Source organism: Nocardia spumae (genome assembly GCF_020733635.1).
In the GTDB taxonomy this organism is placed as follows: domain Bacteria; phylum Actinomycetota; class Actinomycetes; order Mycobacteriales; family Mycobacteriaceae; genus Nocardia; species Nocardia spumae.
Window position 1 is genome coordinate 794,782 of sequence record NZ_JAJFZL010000001.1, and the last position, 18,492, is coordinate 813,273.

General features: G+C 67.4%; 15 protein-coding genes. 8 read left to right on the forward strand and 7 right to left on the reverse strand.

Features of this window, described 5'->3' with window-relative positions:
• Nucleotides 1-160 precede the first annotated feature (160 nt).
• A complete protein-coding gene (locus LKD76_RS03400; RefSeq protein ID WP_227979468.1) occupies nucleotides 161-1,306 on the reverse strand; it encodes a lipase family protein in 1,146 nt (381 codons plus the stop codon).
• Nucleotides 1,307-1,865: 559 nt separating this feature from the next.
• On the opposite strand from LKD76_RS03400, the gene aceA reads away from it, so the two are divergent.
• The 4 genes from aceA to LKD76_RS03420 all read left to right on the forward strand — a co-directional run bounded on the left by aceA (nucleotide 1,866) and on the right by LKD76_RS03420 (nucleotide 7,394).
• Nucleotides 1,866-3,158, forward strand: a complete 1,293-nt coding sequence (gene aceA, locus LKD76_RS03405) for an isocitrate lyase (RefSeq protein ID WP_227979469.1) — start codon at nucleotides 1,866-1,868, stop codon at nucleotides 3,156-3,158.
• 445 nt (nucleotides 3,159-3,603) lie between these two features.
• Nucleotides 3,604-4,473 carry a 3-hydroxybutyryl-CoA dehydrogenase gene (locus LKD76_RS03410; protein WP_227979470.1) on the forward strand — a complete coding sequence of 290 codons (870 nt, stop codon included), beginning with the start codon at nucleotides 3,604-3,606 and terminating at the stop codon, nucleotides 4,471-4,473.
• Nucleotides 4,474-4,700: 227 nt separating this feature from the next.
• On the forward strand, nucleotides 4,701-7,004 hold the full coding sequence (metE, locus tag LKD76_RS03415; protein ID WP_227979471.1) for a 5-methyltetrahydropteroyltriglutamate--homocysteine S-methyltransferase: 2,304 nt from the start codon (nucleotides 4,701-4,703) through the stop codon (nucleotides 7,002-7,004).
• Between the two features lie 189 nt (nucleotides 7,005-7,193).
• Nucleotides 7,194-7,394 (forward strand): antitoxin, encoded by a 201-nt coding sequence (locus LKD76_RS03420; RefSeq protein ID WP_227979472.1) that lies wholly within the window; start codon nucleotides 7,194-7,196, stop codon nucleotides 7,392-7,394.
• Nucleotides 7,395-7,456: 62 nt separating this feature from the next.
• On the opposite strand, the gene LKD76_RS03425 is transcribed toward LKD76_RS03420, so the two are convergent.
• Both LKD76_RS03425 and LKD76_RS03430 read right to left on the reverse strand, forming a co-directional pair.
• Nucleotides 7,457-8,956 (reverse strand): aldehyde dehydrogenase family protein, encoded by a 1,500-nt coding sequence (locus LKD76_RS03425; protein WP_227979473.1) that lies wholly within the window; start codon nucleotides 8,954-8,956, stop codon nucleotides 7,457-7,459.
• The gene (locus tag LKD76_RS03430) at nucleotides 8,953-10,584 is read right to left on the reverse strand and encodes a GMC family oxidoreductase (protein WP_227979474.1); all 1,632 of its coding nucleotides are present in this window, start codon (nucleotides 10,582-10,584) and stop codon (nucleotides 8,953-8,955) included. Before LKD76_RS03430 ends, LKD76_RS03425 begins: the two co-directional genes overlap by 4 nt.
• Nucleotides 10,585-10,875: 291 nt before the next feature.
• Here LKD76_RS03430 and LKD76_RS03435 point away from each other — a divergent pair, with 291 nt between their 5' ends.
• Entirely contained in the window at nucleotides 10,876-11,844 is a 969-nt protein-coding gene (locus tag LKD76_RS03435; RefSeq protein ID WP_227979475.1) for an SMP-30/gluconolactonase/LRE family protein, read from the forward strand.
• Between the two features lie 42 nt (nucleotides 11,845-11,886).
• Here LKD76_RS03435 and LKD76_RS03440 read toward each other — a convergent pair whose 3' ends face one another.
• Complete coding sequence (locus LKD76_RS03440) at nucleotides 11,887-12,444, reverse strand: TetR/AcrR family transcriptional regulator (protein ID WP_227979476.1); 558 nt, start codon at nucleotides 12,442-12,444, stop codon at nucleotides 11,887-11,889.
• Nucleotides 12,445-12,557: 113 nt separating this feature from the next.
• On the opposite strand from LKD76_RS03440, the gene LKD76_RS03445 reads away from it, so the two are divergent.
• Complete coding sequence (locus tag LKD76_RS03445; protein WP_227979477.1) at nucleotides 12,558-13,871, forward strand: phthiocerol/phthiodiolone dimycocerosyl transferase family protein; 1,314 nt, start codon at nucleotides 12,558-12,560, stop codon at nucleotides 13,869-13,871.
• On the opposite strand, the gene LKD76_RS03450 is transcribed toward LKD76_RS03445, so the two are convergent.
• Complete coding sequence (locus LKD76_RS03450) at nucleotides 13,849-14,901, reverse strand: NAD(P)-dependent alcohol dehydrogenase (protein WP_227979478.1); 1,053 nt, start codon at nucleotides 14,899-14,901, stop codon at nucleotides 13,849-13,851. The two genes, LKD76_RS03445 and LKD76_RS03450, sit on opposite strands and share 23 nt — an antisense overlap.
• Nucleotides 14,902-15,179: 278 nt before the next feature.
• Here LKD76_RS03450 and LKD76_RS03455 point away from each other — a divergent pair, with 278 nt between their 5' ends.
• Entirely contained in the window at nucleotides 15,180-15,911 is a 732-nt protein-coding gene (locus tag LKD76_RS03455) for a ZIP family metal transporter (protein WP_227979479.1), read from the forward strand.
• An 85-nt stretch (nucleotides 15,912-15,996) separates the two neighbouring features.
• Complete coding sequence (locus LKD76_RS03460; RefSeq protein WP_227979480.1) at nucleotides 15,997-17,109, forward strand: S1C family serine protease; 1,113 nt, start codon at nucleotides 15,997-15,999, stop codon at nucleotides 17,107-17,109.
• Between the two features lies 1 nt (nucleotide 17,110).
• Here the strand turns inward: LKD76_RS03460 and LKD76_RS03465 are convergent, their stop codons facing one another.
• Both LKD76_RS03465 and LKD76_RS03470 read right to left on the reverse strand, forming a co-directional pair.
• Nucleotides 17,111-17,677: a vitamin K epoxide reductase family protein gene (locus LKD76_RS03465; protein ID WP_227979481.1), complete on the reverse strand. Its 567-nt coding sequence runs from the start codon at nucleotides 17,675-17,677 to the stop codon at nucleotides 17,111-17,113.
• Nucleotides 17,674-18,471: a DsbA family protein gene (locus LKD76_RS03470; RefSeq protein WP_227979482.1), complete on the reverse strand. Its 798-nt coding sequence runs from the start codon at nucleotides 18,469-18,471 to the stop codon at nucleotides 17,674-17,676. The genes LKD76_RS03465 and LKD76_RS03470 overlap by 4 nt, the downstream gene beginning before the upstream one ends.
• Nucleotides 18,472-18,492 lie beyond the last annotated feature (21 nt).

Below are 18,492 nucleotides of genomic sequence, written 5' to 3' on the forward strand. Positions count from 1 at the left end.
GGTCGTCGCGTCCCGTCGCCAGATCGTCACACGTGAGGGCCACGATAACCGCTGGACGGCCCGCAGTCGTGCCGGCGCGAGAATTTCGACGAACGGCACCGAGTCCGGTGCGGAAACGGCTGTGACATAGCACAAGCGAATAACCGACCGGGTCGTACTGTCAGGAGAACAGGCCGCGAACGAACGGCAACGAATCCACCAGCGAGGCGTTGACAGTGCCGCTGTGGTCGGTCGGATAGGCCCTGAACGTCAACGGCTGCCGGTTGGCGGTCAGCACCCCGGCGTAACGCAATGTCTCCGGTGTGATCACATCGGTGTCGCGCAGCCCCTGGCCCATGAAAAGTGGCTTGTCGAAACCGGATTCGGGCAATCCGAGGTAGCCGGCCAGCAAACCGTGCAGGTTCGGAATATCGGCCAGCGGCCGGGTGAACAGATCGCCGATCACCACGTTCGCGGCGGCCAGATCGTCACCGAGCGGCATCAGGCACTCGTCCTGGGCGCGGTCGAGCCAGTAGCGGCCGGAGTCGTTGAGGAACGAGGCGATATCGAGTTCGGGGAAGGTGGTGCGCAACCCGTTGAGGATGTAGAGCACATATCCGGTGGTGTGCGGGCTGAGCTTCAGCGGTGGCATACCCGGGCCCAACGGCATCAGGATGTCCTCGATATAGGCCGGGACGCCGGTGCCGACCGCACCGCGGTAGTCCAGATCCGGCCCGCCGAATTCGGTCGCGTACCGGGCGGTGGATACCGCCGCGCCGCCACCCTGGGACTGGCCGATCACGACCCATGCGCGCGACAGCCGCGAGTAGTGGTCGACGGCCGCGCGCACGGCGTCGACGACATTGTGCGCCTCGACCACGCCGTTGAGATACGGATGGTTACCGGGGGTGCCCAGGCCGGCATAGTCGGCGGCCACGATCGCGTAGCCCTGTTTCAGCCAGGTCCCCAGATAGGCCCAGTCGCGGTCCACATCGGCGGGCCCGGCCACGCTGTAGGCGCAGCTGTCACCGAGGCCGACGGTGCCGTGCGCCCAGGCGACGACGGGCCAGCCGCCGGCCGGTGCCGGGCCGGGTGGGAAGTAGACCGCGGCACTGGCCACCGCCGGTTGATCGCGGGCCGTGGTGGTCGTGTAGAGGATGCGCTCGGAATCGACCGAACCGGGCAGCGTCGCCGCGGCCGACAGTGGCTGCGCCGACCGCACGGCCGGGATGTCGGCGCTCGCGCTCGGCGCGGAGAACAGGCCGGCCGTCGCGACCAGTGCCAGGGAACAGGCCGCCCCCGATATCGCGGTCCAGAGTGTGCGCATCGTGTTCCTTTCGGGCGCCGGTGCCGATCTCGCGGGGACTGTCTCGCGGGGCACGGCGAACAGTGTGGCAGCCGATGGTCGAGCCGCCGGGATGAGGCGAATCGTACGGAGCCCGCGATGCCCGAGGGGAGACATGCCCGTCGGTCTGGCGAGTGGTGCGGCCCACAGAGAGGGCGACCGCCTCGAGTTGTGAAGGTCATCACAGTCCTCGATACGTGCCCCGGAAACGCGGCAGTGGTAAGGCTCACTGAAACAGTACGGGCGTTACGTAAAACCGCATGTCAGACCTACCCGCCAGTAGAAGAAGCCCGCGCAATTAACAGGCTAATTTTGCAGACTTAGCAAAGCGTCCCGCAAAGCTAGCGCAGATTCACACTTGCAACAGGTAGACGGCGATTTTCAGTTGTGCCATCGTGTGGAAGTACACCCGATGGGCATAGCAACCCTGCGAATTGCCGCTCCAGCAGAGTTCGGACACCGACCGGCTCGCCACCAGCCAGGAGTCGAGCGCGCAAGTCCGAGCATGGGGCCCGACCGAACGAAGAAGTGGAGTCATCAGATGTCGAAGACCGGCACCCCGAAGACCGCTGCGGAGATCCAGAAGGACTGGGACACCAACCCCCGCTGGAAAGGCATCACCCGCGACTACTCGGCCGATCAGGTCGTGAAGCTGCAGGGTTCTGTCGTCGAGGAGCACACCCTCGCGCGCCGTGGCGCCGAGCTGCTCTGGGAGGGCGTCAACACCGAGGGTGACTACATCCACTCGCTCGGCGCTCTGACCGGTAACCAGGCCGTCCAGGCCGTGCGTGCCGGCCTGCGTGCCATCTACCTGTCCGGCTGGCAGGTCGCCGGTGACGCGAACCTGTCCGGGCACACCTACCCCGACCAGTCGCTGTACCCGGCCAACTCGGTGCCGTCGGTCGTGCGCCGCATCAACAACGCGCTGCTGCGCGCCGACGAGATCGCCAAGGTCGAGGGCGACACCTCGGTCGACAACTGGGTCGTGCCGATCGTCGCCGACGGTGAGGCCGGTTTCGGTGGCGCCCTGAACGTCTACGAGCTGCAGAAGGCCATGATCGCCGCGGGTGCCGCCGGTACCCACTGGGAGGACCAGCTGGCGTCGGAGAAGAAGTGCGGCCACCTCGGCGGCAAGGTGCTGATCCCCACCCAGCAGCACATCCGCACCCTGACCTCGGCCCGCCTCGCGGCCGACGTCGCGGACACCCCGACCGTCGTCATCGCCCGCACCGACGCCGAGGCCGCCACCCTGATCACCTCGGACGTCGACGAGCGCGACCGTCCGTTCATCACCGGTGAGCGCACCTCCGAGGGCTTCTACCACGTCAAGAACGGCATCGAGCCCAGCATCGCGCGTGCCAAGGCATACGCCCCCTACTCCGACCTGATCTGGATGGAGACCGGTATCCCGGACCTCGAGGTCGCCCGGAAGTTCGCCGAGGGCGTCAAGTCCGAGTTCCCGGACCAGCTGCTGGCCTACAACTGCTCGCCGTCGTTCAACTGGAAGGCGCACCTGGACGACGCCACCATCGCGAAGTTCCAGCGCGAGCTGGCGGCGATGGGCTTCAAGTTCCAGTTCATCACCCTGGCCGGCTTCCACTCGCTCAACTACGCGGCCTTCGACCTGGCCTACGGCTACGCCCGCGAGGGCATGACCGCCTTCGTCGACCTGCAGGAGCGCGAGTTCAAGGCCGCCGCCGAGCGTGGCTTCACCGCCGTCAAGCACCAGCGTGAGGTCGGTGCCGGCTACTTCGACACCATCGCCACCACGGTCGACCCCAACACCTCGACCGCCGCGCTGAAGGGCTCCACCGAAGAGGGCCAGTTCCACTGAACCGCCTCCCCAGGACTCTTGGCCAGACCAGGAGCCGCGCCGGTCGCGATGGCGGCCGGCGGTGGGGTACGACCTGGAGTTCTGGTCGTGCCCGGTGAGTTACCCATGTGCTCGCGAAATCAGTTATCCGGTTTCGCGAGCACGGGGTCTCAACCACCTGACACGGGCACTCCTGCAACGAGCGCCCTCAGCCCTTCCCGTCGAACAGCCCCGGCGGGGAGGGCTTTTCCCTTAGAACACCAACAGTTCGACGACGTACCCCCAAAATTCGATACGAGACAATTGGTTTCGTAAGAACATGGGTAACTCCTGGGGCAACCCCCCAGAACCGGTTCGGCACCCGGCGCCACAAACGGATGCACGACCGACAACGGCACTCGAGCCGCCCGCAAAAGACGCGGGGAGGCGGAACAGTCCGCAAAAAACTCGGAGAGGCGGAACCGCAGTGAGCGAGAAGATTCAGCGCGTCGGGATCATCGGCGCGGGACAGATGGGCGCCGGAATCGCCGAGGTCTGTGCTCGGGCGCATGTCGATGTGCTCGTGTTCGAACAGACCCGGGAACTGGCCGCCGCCGGTCGCGCCCGCATTCTGCGGTCGCTGGATCGCGGTGTGAGCAGCGGCAAGATCACCGAGCGTGAGCGCGAGCAGACCGCCTGGCGGTTGCGGTTCACCTCCGATCTGGGCGACTTCGCCGACCGGCAGCTGGTCGTCGAGGCCGTCGTGGAGAACGAGGACGTCAAGACCGCGATCTTCAGCGAACTCGACAAGGTCGTGACGGATCCGGCCGCTGTATTGGCGTCGAACACCTCCTCCATCCCGATCATGAAGATCGCCGTGGCCACCAACAATCCCGAGCGGGTCGTGGGCATGCACTTCTTCAACCCGGTTCCGGTGCTCCCGCTGGTCGAACTGGTCACCACCCTCAAGACCAGCGAAGCCGTCTCCGCGCGGGCCGAAGCCTTCGCCGGTGAGGTCCTGGGCAAGCAGGTCGTGCGCTCCGCCGACCGCTCCGGCTTCGTCGTCAACGCCCTGCTCGTGCCGTACCTGCTGTCGGCCATCCGGATGGTCGAATCCGGTTTCGCCACCAAGGAAGACGTCGACAAGGCCATGGTGCTCGGCTGCGCCCACCCCATGGGTCCGCTCGCACTCACCGATCTCGTCGGCCTGGACACGGTGAAGTCCATCGCGGACTCGATGTACACCGAATTCAAGGAGCCGCTGTACTCGGCGCCGCCGCTGCTGATGCGCATGGTCGAGGCGGGGTTGCTGGGCAAGAAGACCGGAGCCGGTTTCTACCAGTACAGCCGGGGATAGAACACCGGGGACAGACAACCCCCACGCCACCACCGAACGCCCTGCACGGACGATTCAACCCATCCCGCCGAATCGCTACACCGTCGCAGAAGCCGCGCCGGCCGGCTCCCCGGACCACGATGGAGCGGGTCCTACGAGCGAACCCGCCGAGCGGAGCGAGGCCAGACAAACCACAGGCATAGGCTGCACACAGGTCTTCGACCGCAGCTCGAAAGGGAGTCCCGCTCATGGTCAACGTCACCGACGGTTTCGGATCGAGCATCCTGGGTTACCCGCGGATCGGTCCGCACCGAGAGCTCAAGCGCGCACTGGAGTCCTACTGGCACGGCACCCTGTCCCGCGAGGAACTGCTCGCGGTCGGGCGTGACATCCAGGACACCCAGTTCGCCGAGCTGGCCGCGACGGGACTGACCCAGGTACCCGGTAACACCTTCTCCTTCTACGACCACATCCTCGACAACGCGCTGCTGTTCGGGGCGGTGCCCAAGCGATTCGAGTCCTATCGGGAGGAACTGGATCCGCTCGACTTCTACTTCCTGATGGCGCGCGGCCGGCCCGACCTGCCGCCGCTGGAGCTGGTGCGCTTCTTCGGCACCAACTACCACTACCGCCAGCCCGAACTCGACGCCGACACCGAATTCTCCCTGCACCCCGAGGCCCTGCTCGAGGAATGGGACCGGGCCATCGCGCGCGACATCGAGCTGCGGCCGGTGGTGCTGGGACCGCTGTCGCTGCTGCTGCTGTCGAAGGCCGGGCACGTCCCGGGTGAGACCGAGTTCGACAAGCTGACCCTGCTGGACAAGCTGCTGCCCGTCTACGAGCAGCTGCTCGAGATCCTCGCCAAGCGCGGTTCGACCTGTGTGCAGTTCGACGAACCCTGCTTCACCAGTGAGCGCACTCCGGAAGAACTGGCTGCGTTCGAACGTGCCTACCAACAGCTTTCGACCGCCGCGCTGCGCCCGCGCATCCTCGTCACCGGCCAGTACGGTGATTTCGGCGAGGCCACCCGGATTCTCGCCCGTACCCACGTCGAGGCGATCGGCCTGGACCTGGCCAGTCACCGGGTGCGCCCCGAGGAACTGGCCGCGATCCCGGGAATCGCACGCAAACGCCTGTACGCGGGTGTGATCGGCGGTACCAACGTGTGGCGGGCCGATCGCCACGTCACCCTCGAGTACCTGAACGCGCTGTCGAAGGTGTGCCCGGATCTGGTGGTGTCGACCGGCACCACTCTGCTGCACGTGCCCTACGACCTGCTGGTCGAATACGACATCGACGGTAACGTCGCCGATCGCCTGGCCTTCGCGAAACAGAAGGTGCTCGAGGTGGTTTCGCTGGCGAAGGCGCTCACCGAGGGGCCGTCCGAACGGTGGGCGAAACGGCCGACCGCGGTCCATTTCAAGCAGAAACACGCTGTGCGGCAACGGGTTTACGCGGTCACGCCGCAGATGCGGGAGCGCGAGCCCTATGCGGTGCGCGCCGAGGCGCAGCGCGAACGGCTGAACCTCCCGCTGGTTCCGGCGACCACCCTGGGCTCCTTCCCGCAGACCGACGCCGTCCGGCAGGCCCGCTACGAGCTCGGCGAGGGCCGGTTGTCCTACGAGGAGTACCGCAAGCGGATCGAGTCCGAGATCGAGGCCACCATCCGGTTGCAGGAGGACATCGGCCTGGACGTGTTCGTGCACGGTGAGCATGAGCGCAACGACATGATCCAGTACTTCGCCGAACTACTGGACGGATTCGCCACCACGCATTTCGGGTGGGTGCAGGTTTACGGTTCGCGCTGTGTGCGGCCGCCGATCATCTACGGCGACGTCTCGCGGCCGAAGCCGATGTCGGTGGAGTGGATCGCCTACGCCCAGTCGCTGACCGACAAACCGGTGAAAGGCATTGTGACCGGCCCGGTCACGATGGTCGCGCGGTCCTTCGTGCGGCAGGACCAGCCGCTGTACGAGACCGCCGATCAGGTGGCGCTGGCGATCCGCGACGAACTGGCCGATCTGGAGAAGGCCGGAGTGGCGATCATCCAGGTCGACGAGCCGGCCGTGCGAGAACTGCTGCCGTTGCGTCCCGACGGACGTACCGAATATCTGCGCTGGGCGGTCAACGCCTTCCGGCTCGCGACCTCCGGGGTGCGGCCCGACACCCAGATCCACACCCATATCGCCTACTCCGGCCGTGCCGAAATCGTCCGTGCCATCGAGGAACTCGACGCCGACGTCACCGCGATCGTCGCCACCCGCTCGCTGGAGTGGGTGCTCAACGCGCTGGCCGAGGACGTCGAGGAGGGGCACGGCCTGAGCCACGGCGTCGGTCCCGGTGTCTACGAGAGCCGTTCGGCGCGTATTCCGGATATCGACGAGATCGACGAATTGCTCACCGCCGCAGCCGCGGCCGTCACCCCGGAGCGACTGTGGGCCAATCCCGACGGTGGTCTGAAGACTCGGCACTACTGGCAGCTGGATCCGTCGCTGCGCAATATGGTCGCCGCCGCGCGCCGCGTGCGGCGCCGGGCCACACCGTCGGAATGAGCCGTTCGGCCGGATGATGCGCGCGCGCTGAGCAATCCCCGTCGCCCGGGTGGTCCGCCACCCGGGCGACGGGTGTGTCCGCGCCGGTTTCCGGTTGGCGAGGGGCCGAATTCACAGCTGTTGCCGAGGATTCGCCGGGTCCGGGTGCGTTAGCCTACGAGTACTGTTTCGAGATCAGGAGAACCGCTCATGGGAATGTTCGACCAGTTCAAGGATGTTGCCGGCAAGGCGGCCGATCTGGCGGCCAAGAACGCCGACAAACTCGACCCGATGATCGACAAGGTGGGCGACCTGGTCGACAAGCAGACCGGCGGCAAGTTCGAGAAGCAGGTCGACGCCGCGCAACAGGCCGCGAAGAAGGCGCTGCACGAGCAGACCGACAAGAAATAGGTCCCCACCGCGAAAGGCCGGATTCGCCGTCTCGGTGAACCCGGCCTTTCGCGTTTCCGGAGTCAGTGGCGGCCGAACAGCAATGCCATCAGCGTCGCGACGGTGTCATCGGTCTTGCGGGTGCGATCGAACGTCGTCAACGCCATCGGGGACGGGAACCGCTGCCGCGCGACGGCGTGGGCATAGGTGAATTCGCGCAGACCGTCGGGGCCGTGAATCCGGCCGAACCCCGAATCGCCGACGCCGCCGAACGGGAGCGACGGGATCTGCGGGAAGGTGAAAACCGCGTTGACACTGACCATTCCGGTGCGCAGCCGGTCGGCCAGCTCGCGACCGCGGGCCTTGGCGAACACGGCCGCCGACAGACCGTAGCGGCTGTCGTTGGCACGGGCGATCGCGGTGTCCATATCCGGAACCTTCGCGACGGTCAGCGTGGGACCGAACGTCTCCTCGGTCACCGCGGGCGCATCCTCGGGCACATCCACCAGCACCGTCGGCTGCACCAGCTGTCCGGTGATGGTCGCGGCGCCGCCGGTCAGCGCCCGGCCGCCGCGCGCGATCGCATCCTCGATGTGCCGGCGGATGACGTCGAGTTGTTTCGGCATGGTGATCGGGCCGATCTTCGCGCCCGCATCGGTGCCCGCACGCAGCTCTTTCGCCTTCGCCACCAGTTTGTCGGTGAACGCGTCGTAGATCCGCTCGTGGACGTAGACCCGTTCGGTGCCGATACAGGATTGCCCGGCATTGGCCATCCCGGCCCACAGCGCCGCGTTCACGGCGGCATCCAGATCGGCGTCGGCGTCGACGATCAGCACATCCTTACCGCCGCATTCGGCCACGATCGGGGTGAGGGTTCGGGCGCAGGCCGCCATCACCTTCTTGGCGGTCGCCGTGGATCCGGTGAACGCGACCTTGTCCACACCCGATTCGCACAGGGCCGCACCGGTGCTCCCGTCGCCGGTGATCAGTTGCAGCACAGGATGTTCCGGAACGACCTCGGCGAACATATCGACCAGCCAGCGGCCGACGCCGGGGGAGTACTCACTCGGTTTGAACACTACCGCGTTGCCCGCCGCCAGCGCGTACACGATCGAGCCGAGCGGGGTGAACACCGGATAGTTCCACGGGCCGATCACACCGATCACGCCGAGCGGTTTGTACTCGACCGAGGCGGCTTGATTCACGGTGAGCAGTCCTACCCGAGCGGACTTGCGCCCCAGCACTTTCGGTGCGTTCTTTCCGGCCCACCTCAGGTGGTCCAGCGCGAGCGACACCTCGAGTGCGGCATCGGAATACGGCTTACCGGTTTCGTCGTGCATCACCGCGGCCAGCTGCCGCATGCGACGGGCCAGCAGGCCCGCGAAACCGGCCAGGCGCCGGGCTCGTTCGGCGTAGTCCAGACGCGACCACCACTCGAAGGCCGCGCGCGCTCGCGTCACCGTCTCGGCGATATCGGCCGCGGTGTGGATCGGGTAGGTGCCCACCACGTCGCCGGTACCGGGATCGTGCACGTCGAAGGTGGCGTGGGTGCCGACCTCGCCGATCTCGTTCAGGGTCGTCATCGGGTGGCCTCCTTCGCGGCGGTGGCGGATGTGGATGATGCGAGGCGGCCGCGGATCAGGTCGGCTGCCTTCTCACCGATCATGACGGTGGGGGCGTTGGTATTGCCGCGCACAATGCGCGGCATGATCGAGGCGTCGACGACGCGCAGCCCGCTGACCCCCCGCACGCGCAGTTCGGGGTCGACCACCGCGGACTCGCCGGTGCCCATGGCGCAGGTGCCGACCGGGTGGAACAGGGTCTGGGTCCAGCGCTCGATATGGGCGCGCCACCCGTCCTCGTCGAGCCGGTCGGCGCGTTCGGGCAGATGCGGCCGGTCCAGGTATTTCGCCAGCGGCTGCCGGTTCGCGATATCGATGAGCTGCCGGCAGCTCGCGAGCAGTGCGTCGAGATCGCGCGGATCGGTGAAATAGCCCGGGTCCAGTTCCGGCTTCCACATCGGATCGGCCGACCGCAACCGCAGCCGGCCGCGGCTGTGCACATCGACCAGGGTCGGGCCCGCGGTGAACATCGGGGCGATGTGCTCGTGAAAGCCGTTGTCGTAGAACGCGGTCGGTGCGACGTGGTATTGGATGTCGGGGCCCTCCAGGCCCTCCCGGCTGTGCACGAAGCCGCCTCCCTCACCGACATTCGAGGTCAGCGGGCCTCGGCCGAGCGCCTGCCATTGGGCCAGCCGCAGCGGTGTCTCGAAGTCGGCGAGATCGGAGATTCCGCGGGTGCGCCACAGGATGGGGGTCACCGGGTGGTCGTGCAGATTCTCACCGACCCCCGGTAGGTCGGCGACCACGTCGATGCCGAATTCGCGCAAATGAGCGGCCGGTCCGACCCCTGAGAGCATGAGCAACTGCGGGGAGTTGATCGCACCGCCCGACAGCAGTATCTCGGCCTCGGCGTACACGGTGTGTTCGCTGCCGTGCCGCCGGTAGGTGACACCGACCGCCTGGGTGCCGTCGAATCGCAGCGCGGTCGCGTGCGCCTCGGTCCGGACCGTCAGATTCGGCCGGTCCGTGATCGGCCGGAGGTAGCCGTCGGCGGTCGACCAGCGGCGCCCGTTGCGATGGGTCACCTGGTAGCGGCCGACGCCCTCTTGGACGGCGCCGTTGAAATCGTCGTTGCGGGGCAGGCCCGCGGCCGCCGCCGCGGCGATCCAGGCATCGGTGAGCTCGTGGGTGAAGCGACGCTGCTCCACGTGCAGGGGGCCGTCGGTGCCGTGGTACGGCGAACGGAGCCCGGTATTGGTCTCCGAGCGGACGAAGTACGGCAGTACATCCTCATAACTCCAGCCGACCGCGCCGAAGTCGCGCCGCCAGCCGTCGTAGTCGGCGTGGTTGCCGCGGATGAAGATCATCGCGTTCATCGACGAGCAGCCGCCCAGTGCCTTCATGCGCGGCCAGTAGGCCCGCTGCCCGCCCAGATGTTTCTGCGGTGTGGTTTCGTAACGCCAATCCCATTCGGTACGAAGGAGTTTGCCCCACGCCGCGGGGATCTTGATCTCATCGGCCGTATCCTCGGGACCGGCCTCGAGCAGCAGGACCGAGACCTGTGGATCCTCGGTGAGACGATGAGCGAGTACGCAGCCCGCGCTGCCCGCCCCGATCACGATGTAGTCGAACGATTCACGGTCGGGCACCGAGACCTCCAGCGTGGTTGCCGAATACCGACTCGGATCCGGCCGCGCCGACCCGCGGTGGTGTGCGTGCGGTTCGTCCCGGGCCCGGCTCCAGGGTCGACCTTACGCCGTGCGAGGCCCGCGGGAGCCGTGTTCGGGCCGTGCCGCCGACGAGCCGGACCGAGCGTCGATCACGCCCGCGCGCGGTCCGCGGATCGTAGTATTCGCCCAGGTCCGGCTTGCTCGCGGTAACACGACGGCCGGTATCGGCGGTTGTTCGGACAGGAATGACGAACGGAGGCGGAGGCCGTGGTGGGAATGTCGAACCGGTGCGGGTCGGATCGGAAAGCGCGGGTCGGCCGGACGGTGGTCGCCGGCGCCCTGACGGCCCTGTGGGCCGGTGTCTCGGCGGTGGTTCCGGCGGCGTTCGCTCCCGCCGGTGCGCAGGCGCCGTGCCCCGCGGCCTCGGTGGAGCAACTGCTCCCCGCGCCCGCGCCGCTGCTGGACTTCGCGGAGAACCTCGGTTATGACGCCCACGGCGATCTCTGGGTGTCTCGGGTGTTCCGGAATGTGGTGCAGCGCTATGACTCCGGTGGCCGGGTGACCGCCGAGGTGCCGGTGGACGCGCCCGGCGCGATCCGATCGGGCCCCGACGGCGCGCTGTACGTGGTGTACGGCGATTCCTCGGCGGGCCTCCTGCCGGGTGCGCACGGCAGCGGCGTCGTTCGCTTCGATCCCGCTGCCGACCATCCGGTGCCGCGGCCGTTCGTCTCCGGCTCGGGGATGGCCAACGGTGCGGCCTTCGACGCCGCGGGCGATCTCTATGTCGCCGACACCGCGCGCGGTGTGATCCGGGTCCGGCCCGACGGATCGATCGATCGGGAATGGTCCGCACGCGCCGCGGTACCCGGCCCCAATGGCATCGTGGTGCAGGGTGATTCGGTCTACGTAACCCTCTACCGGAGTCCTGACGGGCAGATCGTCCGGATTCCGATCGATGCGCCGCAGGCGCAGACCACCGTCGCCGAGGTGACCGTGGGCGCGGTACCGCTCACCGCGCTGCCCGACGATCTCACCGCCGGCTCGGACGGCATGCTCTACGACGCGACCACTCTCGGACGATTGGTTCGCGTCGACCCGACCGGCCGCTCCGGGGTGTGCACCGTGGCCGATCTCGGTACCCCGGTGACCTCCGTGACGACGGTTCCCGGCGACGATCGGGCCCTGCTGGTGAGTACCGTGACCGGGAGCGTGCTCCGAATTCGCCTCGCACCGGCCTGAATCGAGCTCGGCGGGCCGGTCGGTACGCCGTGCCCACCGTGCCTACAGCGTTCGGGCGATGGTGCGCAGACCGCCGATGATCTGCTCGGCCGAGGGGGCCGCCTTCGGATCCAGCAGCCATTGGACGAGCAGGCCGTCCAGCAGCGTCAGCAGCAGCGCGCCGATCTCGGTGTCGTCGGATTCCTCGCTGTCGGGCAACAACATCCGGGCCAGGGAGGCCCGGGCATCGCGCTGTTTGCCGGCGACATCGGTGCGGACGTCACCGGAATGCAGTGCCTGCGCGAGGCTTTCGATATTGGCGGCCCACAGGGCGCGATCCTCGGTGAAGGTGGCGATCAACCGGCGCAGGAAGGTGTGCAGCCGGGCGGCGGGTTGTTGTTCGCTGCTGTCGGCGAGGGCCACGAGGATCTGCTGTACCGCGTCGGTGGTCGACTCGACCATGGCCTGACTCAGCAGGGCGTCGCGGGTACCGAAGTGGTAGTTGATCGCCGCCAGGTTGCTGCCGGAGGCCGCGACGATATCGCGCACCGTGGTCCGGGCATAGCCGCGCTCGGCCAGGCAGTGCTTGGCGGCGGCCAGGAGATCTTCACGCGTTCCCACGTCGGCAGGGTAGCAAGTCGGCGCTGACATGTGTTTCAAACAGATGTTTGTGACAAGCGTTTGAAACATATGTATGGTCTGAAGGAGATCCCGAATCGTCCGAGAGGTGCCAGATGGTCACGCAACGCCTTGTATCCCCCTTCGAATCCGGCTACTTCCGCGCGCACGGCGGCTTCGGCTCGGTCCCGGTGGGCGGCATGGCGCTGTTCGTCGGATCGACGGTCGAGGGGGAACTCGACGCCGATCTCCTGCGGACCGTGCTCGGTGAACTGGCCGCGGAGAATCCGCTGCTCAGCAGTCACGATGTCGAGGATGCGGGGGTGCCGACGCTGCGGCATGTCGAGGGGTACCGGCCCGTTCTCACCGAAAGCCAGGGCGGTGAGATCGAATACGTGGACCTCGTCAATCGCCCACAGGACTGGAGTGCGGGACTGTTCTTCGCGCACCTGTTCCGCGACGGCACCGAGAGTCGCGTCGTCCTGATCATCCATCACGGAATCTCCGACGGCCGTTCGGCTTTCGCGCTGCTGGATCGAATGTGGCGCCGCTACACGGCGCATCTGCGCGGTGCGCCACTGCCCGTGCTGGCGAAAAGCGAACTGCCACCGGCGATCGACGAACGCCTCGCCGAGATCATCTCCGACGCGGAGATCGCCGAACTGCTCGGCGCGATGCGCACCATCATGGGTGAACCCCCGGCCCGGCTGCCCCGCGACGGCACCGCGGGTCCGGGGCGTGGGCTCTTCGCCGCGGAGCGGATCGAGCTGGATCCCGCGGCGACCGCGGCCTTCGTCGCGGCCGCGCGGACGGCCGGGATCGGCGTGAACGGATTGCTGAGCGGATGTGCGCTGGTGGCGGTGCGCGCCGAGCTCGGCGGCGCCGGCGCGCTGCCGATGGTGTGCGGATACGCCGCGGATATGCGCTCGTCCCTGGACCCGTGGCTACCGGACGAGACCGTCCTCAACTGCGCCTCCGGCTGGGGGACGCTGCTGATGGTGGGCGAGTCGGCCGATCCCCTCGAGCTGGGCCGCGTGGTGCACGACGATGTGCGCGCCGCGGTGGCCCGCCGTGACCCCGCCCGAATGGCCTTGGCGGGCAGCCATATCCGGGACGAGGCCACCGCCGCCATGCTCGCGGACCAGCCCAGTATCGCGCTGTCGAACATCGGACGGGTCCCCGAACATGTGGTCCCCGAGGGTATCCGGCTGATCCGTGACAACATCCTGGCCATGGGGCCGGGGATGCCGCCCAAACTGACCGCGTTCACCCTCGGGGACCGGCTGACCGTCCAGGTCGAGTACGACACCAACGATCACAGTCGCACCCAGATGGGCCGGGTGCGGCGCACGCTGTCGGAGTTGTTGCACCGCAGCGCATCCGAGAGCGTGCTACCGGCCGAGAAGTTCACATGGTGGCGGCGTCGATGACGAAGCGGTACCGCACATCGCTGGCCACCACACGCTCGTAGGCCTCGTCGATGCGGTCGGCGGAGACGACCTCGATCTCGGCGCCGATACCGTGTTCGGCGCAGAAGTTCAGCATCTCCTGGGTCTGCGGGATACCGCCGATATTGGAACCGGCCAGAGAACGCCGGTTACCGGTGAGGGTGAACGGCCGCACCGCCAGCGGGTTGTCCGGCAGACCGAGGATCACCATGGTGCCGTCGAGCTTCAGCAGTCGCATGTAGGTATCGATCGGCAGATCCGCGGAGACGGTGTTGATGATCAGGTCGAACCGGTTGCGCAGATCGCGAAAGATCTGGCGGTCGTCGGTGGCGTAGTAGTGATGAGCGCCGAAGCGGCGGCCGTCGTCCTGCTTGCTCAGCGAATGGCTCAGTACCGTCACCTCGGCGCCCATGGCGGCCGCGATCTTGACCCCGACATGTCCGAGACCGCCCATTCCGATGATCGCCACCTGCTTACCGGGACCGGCGTCCCAGTGCCGCAACGGTGAGTACAGCGTGATACCCGCGCACAGCAGCGGGGCGGCCTCGTCGAGGCCGATGCCCTCCGGAATGGTGACCACGAAGCCCTCGGTCACCACGATCTGCGTGGAGTATCCGCCGAGGGTGTAGCCACCGGCCTGCTGTTGCTCGGTGACGGCGCCGTTGTAGGTCATGGTGGCGCCGCGGGTGCAGTACTGCTGCTCACCGGCCAAACAGGGTTCGCACTGTCCGCAGGAATCCACCATGCATCCGACGCCGACCCGATCGCCGACCCGATGCCGGGTCACCTCCGAGCCCACGGCGGCCACCAGGCCGGCGATCTCGTGGCCGGGCACGCACGGGTACTTGGTGCCGTGCCATTCGTTGCGCGCGGTGTGGATATCGGAGTGGCAGATGCCGGCGTACTTGATGTCGATCAGTACGTCGTGCGGTCCGAGTTCGCGGCGTTCGATGGTGGTCTTGGCGAATCCGCCGTCGGGCGCGGATACGGAATACGCGGCAGCTGTGGTCATGCGTCCATGCCTACTCCCGCATGAATGCGCGCGCAAACCATACGGTCGGAGCGACGCGACCGGAGGCGGCAGTGCGCGTTACCACGGAGGGAGCCGCGGAGGCCGCAGAAGACACGGTCGGAGCGACGCGACCGGAGGCGGCAGTGTGCGTTACCACGGAGGGAGCCGCGGAGGCCGCAGAAGACACGGTCGGAGCGACGCGACCGGAGCGACGCGCCGGGGTGACTCGCCGATCGGATGTGCTCGATGGGCTCGCGCCGATATCGGATGCTGATCCGGTGGCGATCCTGCTGGCGTTGATATCGATGTGCTCGACGCTGGTCGGCGGGCTGGCCGCCGCGCATATCGGTGAGCGCAAGCGGCTGATCCTCGGCCTGGCCGCCGGGATCATGCTCGGCGTGGTCGCCTTCGACCTGATTCCGGACGCCCTGGCCGAATCCGATCAGGTCGTCGCCGGTGTTCCCGGGGTCCTGGTGGCCGCGGTGATCGGTTTCTTCACCATCCACATCATCGAACGTGAGATGGCCATCCACATCGGCCACGAGCAGGACTTCGGCCGCCACACCCACGATTTCCAAGCGGTCGGACTGGTCGCCACCGCCGGCCTGATCTTCCACAGCATGCTCGACGGATTGAGTATCGGCGTCGGCTTCCAGGCCGGTTCCGCCCTCGGCGTCTCGGTCGCGATCGCGGTGATCTCGCACGATTTCGCCGACGGATTCAACGCGTTCACCATCCCCACCCTCTACGGCAATGCCCGCCGCCGGGCGCTGACGCTGCTGGTCCTCGACGCCCTGGCGCCGGTGGCGGGTGCGATCATCGGCACGGTGATCCGGGTGCCCGCGCATGTGGCTGGGCTGTATCTGGGATATTTCGCCGGATTCCTGCTGTACTTGGCTACGAGTGACATTCTGCCGGAAGCGCATTCGGGGAGACCCTCGCGCACGGTGCTTGTCTGCACGATCGCCGGAACGGCGGCGATGTTCGCGGTGGCGGCATTACAGGACTGATGCCGGGCACATCCCGCCCCGGATTTGGTACACATGAAAGCACAAACTCCGCCAGCCCTCCGGGCATGCACAATCGGGAGTGGCGATGGACGAACAGCAGCAGGGACCCGCTCCCCGTCCGGCTCGCGGCGGATGGCCGTCGGTGGTTGCGTTCGCCATCGTCATGGCGCTGGTCGGGACCGTCTTCCTGGGTTATCGCGGTGACCTGCCGCGCTGGGCGGTCCCGTCGGGTTACACCTCCTCGACGCTGTTCGGGCCGCCGCTGCCACCGATGGACCCCGCCGTCGTAGCCGCCGCGGTGGAACCGGAGCTGGTGAATATCAATGTCGCGATCCGCCCGAGCGGAATGGGCGCGGCCGGATCGGGCATCGTGCTCAGCCCCGACGGCGAGATCCTGACCAGTCATCACGTGGTGAAGGGGGCGGAGACGATCAGTGTCGGCGATATCGGCAACGGCGCGCACTATCCGGCCACCGTGCTCGGCTACGACTCCGAAGAGGACATCGCCCTGTTGTCGCTGACCGGCGCCGGTGCGCTGCCGGTGGCCCGGATCGGAAGCTCGGCCGGCGTGCGGGTCGGCGATCAGGTGGTGGCCATCGGTAATGCGGGCGGTACCGGGCGGCCGACCGCGACACCGGGCACGGTCACCGCGCTGGATTCCTCGATCGTGGCCCGCGATGCCGCCGACCTGTCGCGTAAGGCGCTGATCGGAATGATCGAGGTGGCCGCCCCCGTGGTCTCCGGTCAGTCCGGTGGCGCACTGGCCGACCGGTCCGGTGCGGTGATCGGGGTGGTGACCGCGGCCTCCGGTGAGCTCGCCCGCTCCGAAGGGAAGGCCAGCGGCTACGCGGTCCCGATAGATCGGGCGCTGACGGTGGTGCGCCAGATCCGCACCGGCGTCCCCACCGATACCGTCCACATCGGCCCGACCGCGACGCTCGGTGTGCTCACTTCCGATGCCACACCCGCGGGTGCCCGCGTCGATGTGGCGATCTACGGCCTGCCGGCATTCGCGGCCGGGATGAACTCCGGGGAGGTGATCGTCGCCGTCGACGGCCGGCCGGTCGGTTCGGCGCAGATGCTGAAGTCCGCGTTGAACGTGCGCCACCCCGCCGACAGTGTCGTGCTGGAACTGGTCGAGCCCGACGGCACCCACCGCACGCTGTCGGTGACGCTGGCCGCGGGCCCGCCCAACTGATTCAGACCAGCGACAGCCAGTAGTCCTGGAAGCGCAGGAACACCAGCAGCAGCACGATCGCGTAGTAGACGACCACGAACGTCCAGCGCCACTGCGCGATGATCCCCAGGATGCCGCGCGCGCCGCCCCACAGCTGATCGGTGACCACCGCCAGACATACCGGCGTGAAGGCCCACACGACCATGCAGTACGGACACAGCGCGTTGATGCGGTAGAGGCTCTGAAAGATCAGCCAGAAGATGAAGCCCATCCCGACGAGCAGACCGAACCACAGCCCGCCCCAGAACCAGCGCGGCATCCCGACACCGGCGACGGCCAGCACCGCGATGGTGACCGCCACCGAGAAGCCCACCACGCCCATGATCGGATTCGGGAATCCGAAGATCGACGCCTGGTGGGTGGCCATCACCGAACCGCAGGACAGGATCGGATTGATACTGCAGGACGGCCGGTAGGACGGATCCTTCAGCAGCTTGAAGTCGTCGATCGTCAGCGTGACCGCCGCCAGCCAGCCCAGCAGGGTCGCGGCCAGCAGCAGCCATGCGGCGCGAGGCCGTGCGGTGATCACTTGGCCGCGGCCTCGATCACCGGCCGCAGGCCATCGGGCTGCATCAGCTGCTGCGAACTGGTGATCTGCTTACCGTCGACGTAGACGGTCGGCGTGGACTTGATGCCGCTGTTGAGCACGTCCTTGGTGACCTTCTGCACGTACTTGTCGTACTTGTCGGAGGTGATGCACTGGGCGACGGCCGGATCGGTGTATCCGGCGGCCTGGGCGATCTGGACCAGCTTGTCGTCGGGCAGGCCGGTGCCGCCCTCCGGCGGCTGCTGCTCGTACATGGTGGTCAGCCAGGGCAGGAACTTGGTCGGATCGGATTCGGCGACGCAGTAGGCGGCGTTGGACGCGCGCGAGGAGTAGCGGGTGCCGCCGGAGGACTGGTCCAGGAACGCGATGATGTTGTACCTCACGCTCGCGGTGCCCGCGTTGACGGCGTCCTCGATGGCCTTGGAGTTGGCGGTCTCGAACATCTTGCAGGCCGGGCACTGCAGGTCGGCGATGACGCGGATATCGACCTTGGCGCCCGGCTTGCCGATCTTGATCTCACCCTTGTCGGTGATGGATCCGGTAACCGCGTCGGGCGAGGACGGCTTGGCCGAGATCGACGGTACGGTGTCGATCGCTTCCTGCTTCGACTTGTTCGACTGCTTGACGGCGATACTGATGCCGATGGCCGCGATGAGCGCGATCAGCACGGCTGCGACGCCCACCTGAATCAGGATCGTGCGCGTGCGGTCTCCGCCTCGCACCGCCGTCAGCGAGTTCTTCCCACGCGGATTCTTGCTCACCTCGGAGTTCACCACGCCTTTCCTGTGTTTCGTGTG

What these genes read in the sequence shown, in the direction of transcription:
- LKD76_RS03400 (WP_227979468.1), bottom strand. Translation starts at nt 1,306, where the DNA reads ATGCGCACACTCTGGACCGCGATATCGGGGGCGGCCTGTTCCCTGGCA.
- aceA (WP_227979469.1), top strand. Translation starts at nt 1,866, where the DNA reads ATGTCGAAGACCGGCACCCCGAAGACCGCTGCGGAGATCCAGAAGGAC.
- metE (WP_227979471.1), top strand. Translation starts at nt 4,701, where the DNA reads ATGGTCAACGTCACCGACGGTTTCGGATCGAGCATCCTGGGTTACCCG.
- LKD76_RS03420 (WP_227979472.1), top strand. Translation starts at nt 7,194, where the DNA reads ATGGGAATGTTCGACCAGTTCAAGGATGTTGCCGGCAAGGCGGCCGAT.
- LKD76_RS03425 (WP_227979473.1), bottom strand. Translation starts at nt 8,956, where the DNA reads ATGACGACCCTGAACGAGATCGGCGAGGTCGGCACCCACGCCACCTTC.
- LKD76_RS03445 (WP_227979477.1), top strand. Translation starts at nt 12,558, where the DNA reads ATGGTCACGCAACGCCTTGTATCCCCCTTCGAATCCGGCTACTTCCGC.
- LKD76_RS03450 (WP_227979478.1), bottom strand. Translation starts at nt 14,901, where the DNA reads ATGACCACAGCTGCCGCGTATTCCGTATCCGCGCCCGACGGCGGATTC.
- LKD76_RS03460 (WP_227979480.1), top strand. Translation starts at nt 15,997, where the DNA reads ATGGACGAACAGCAGCAGGGACCCGCTCCCCGTCCGGCTCGCGGCGGA.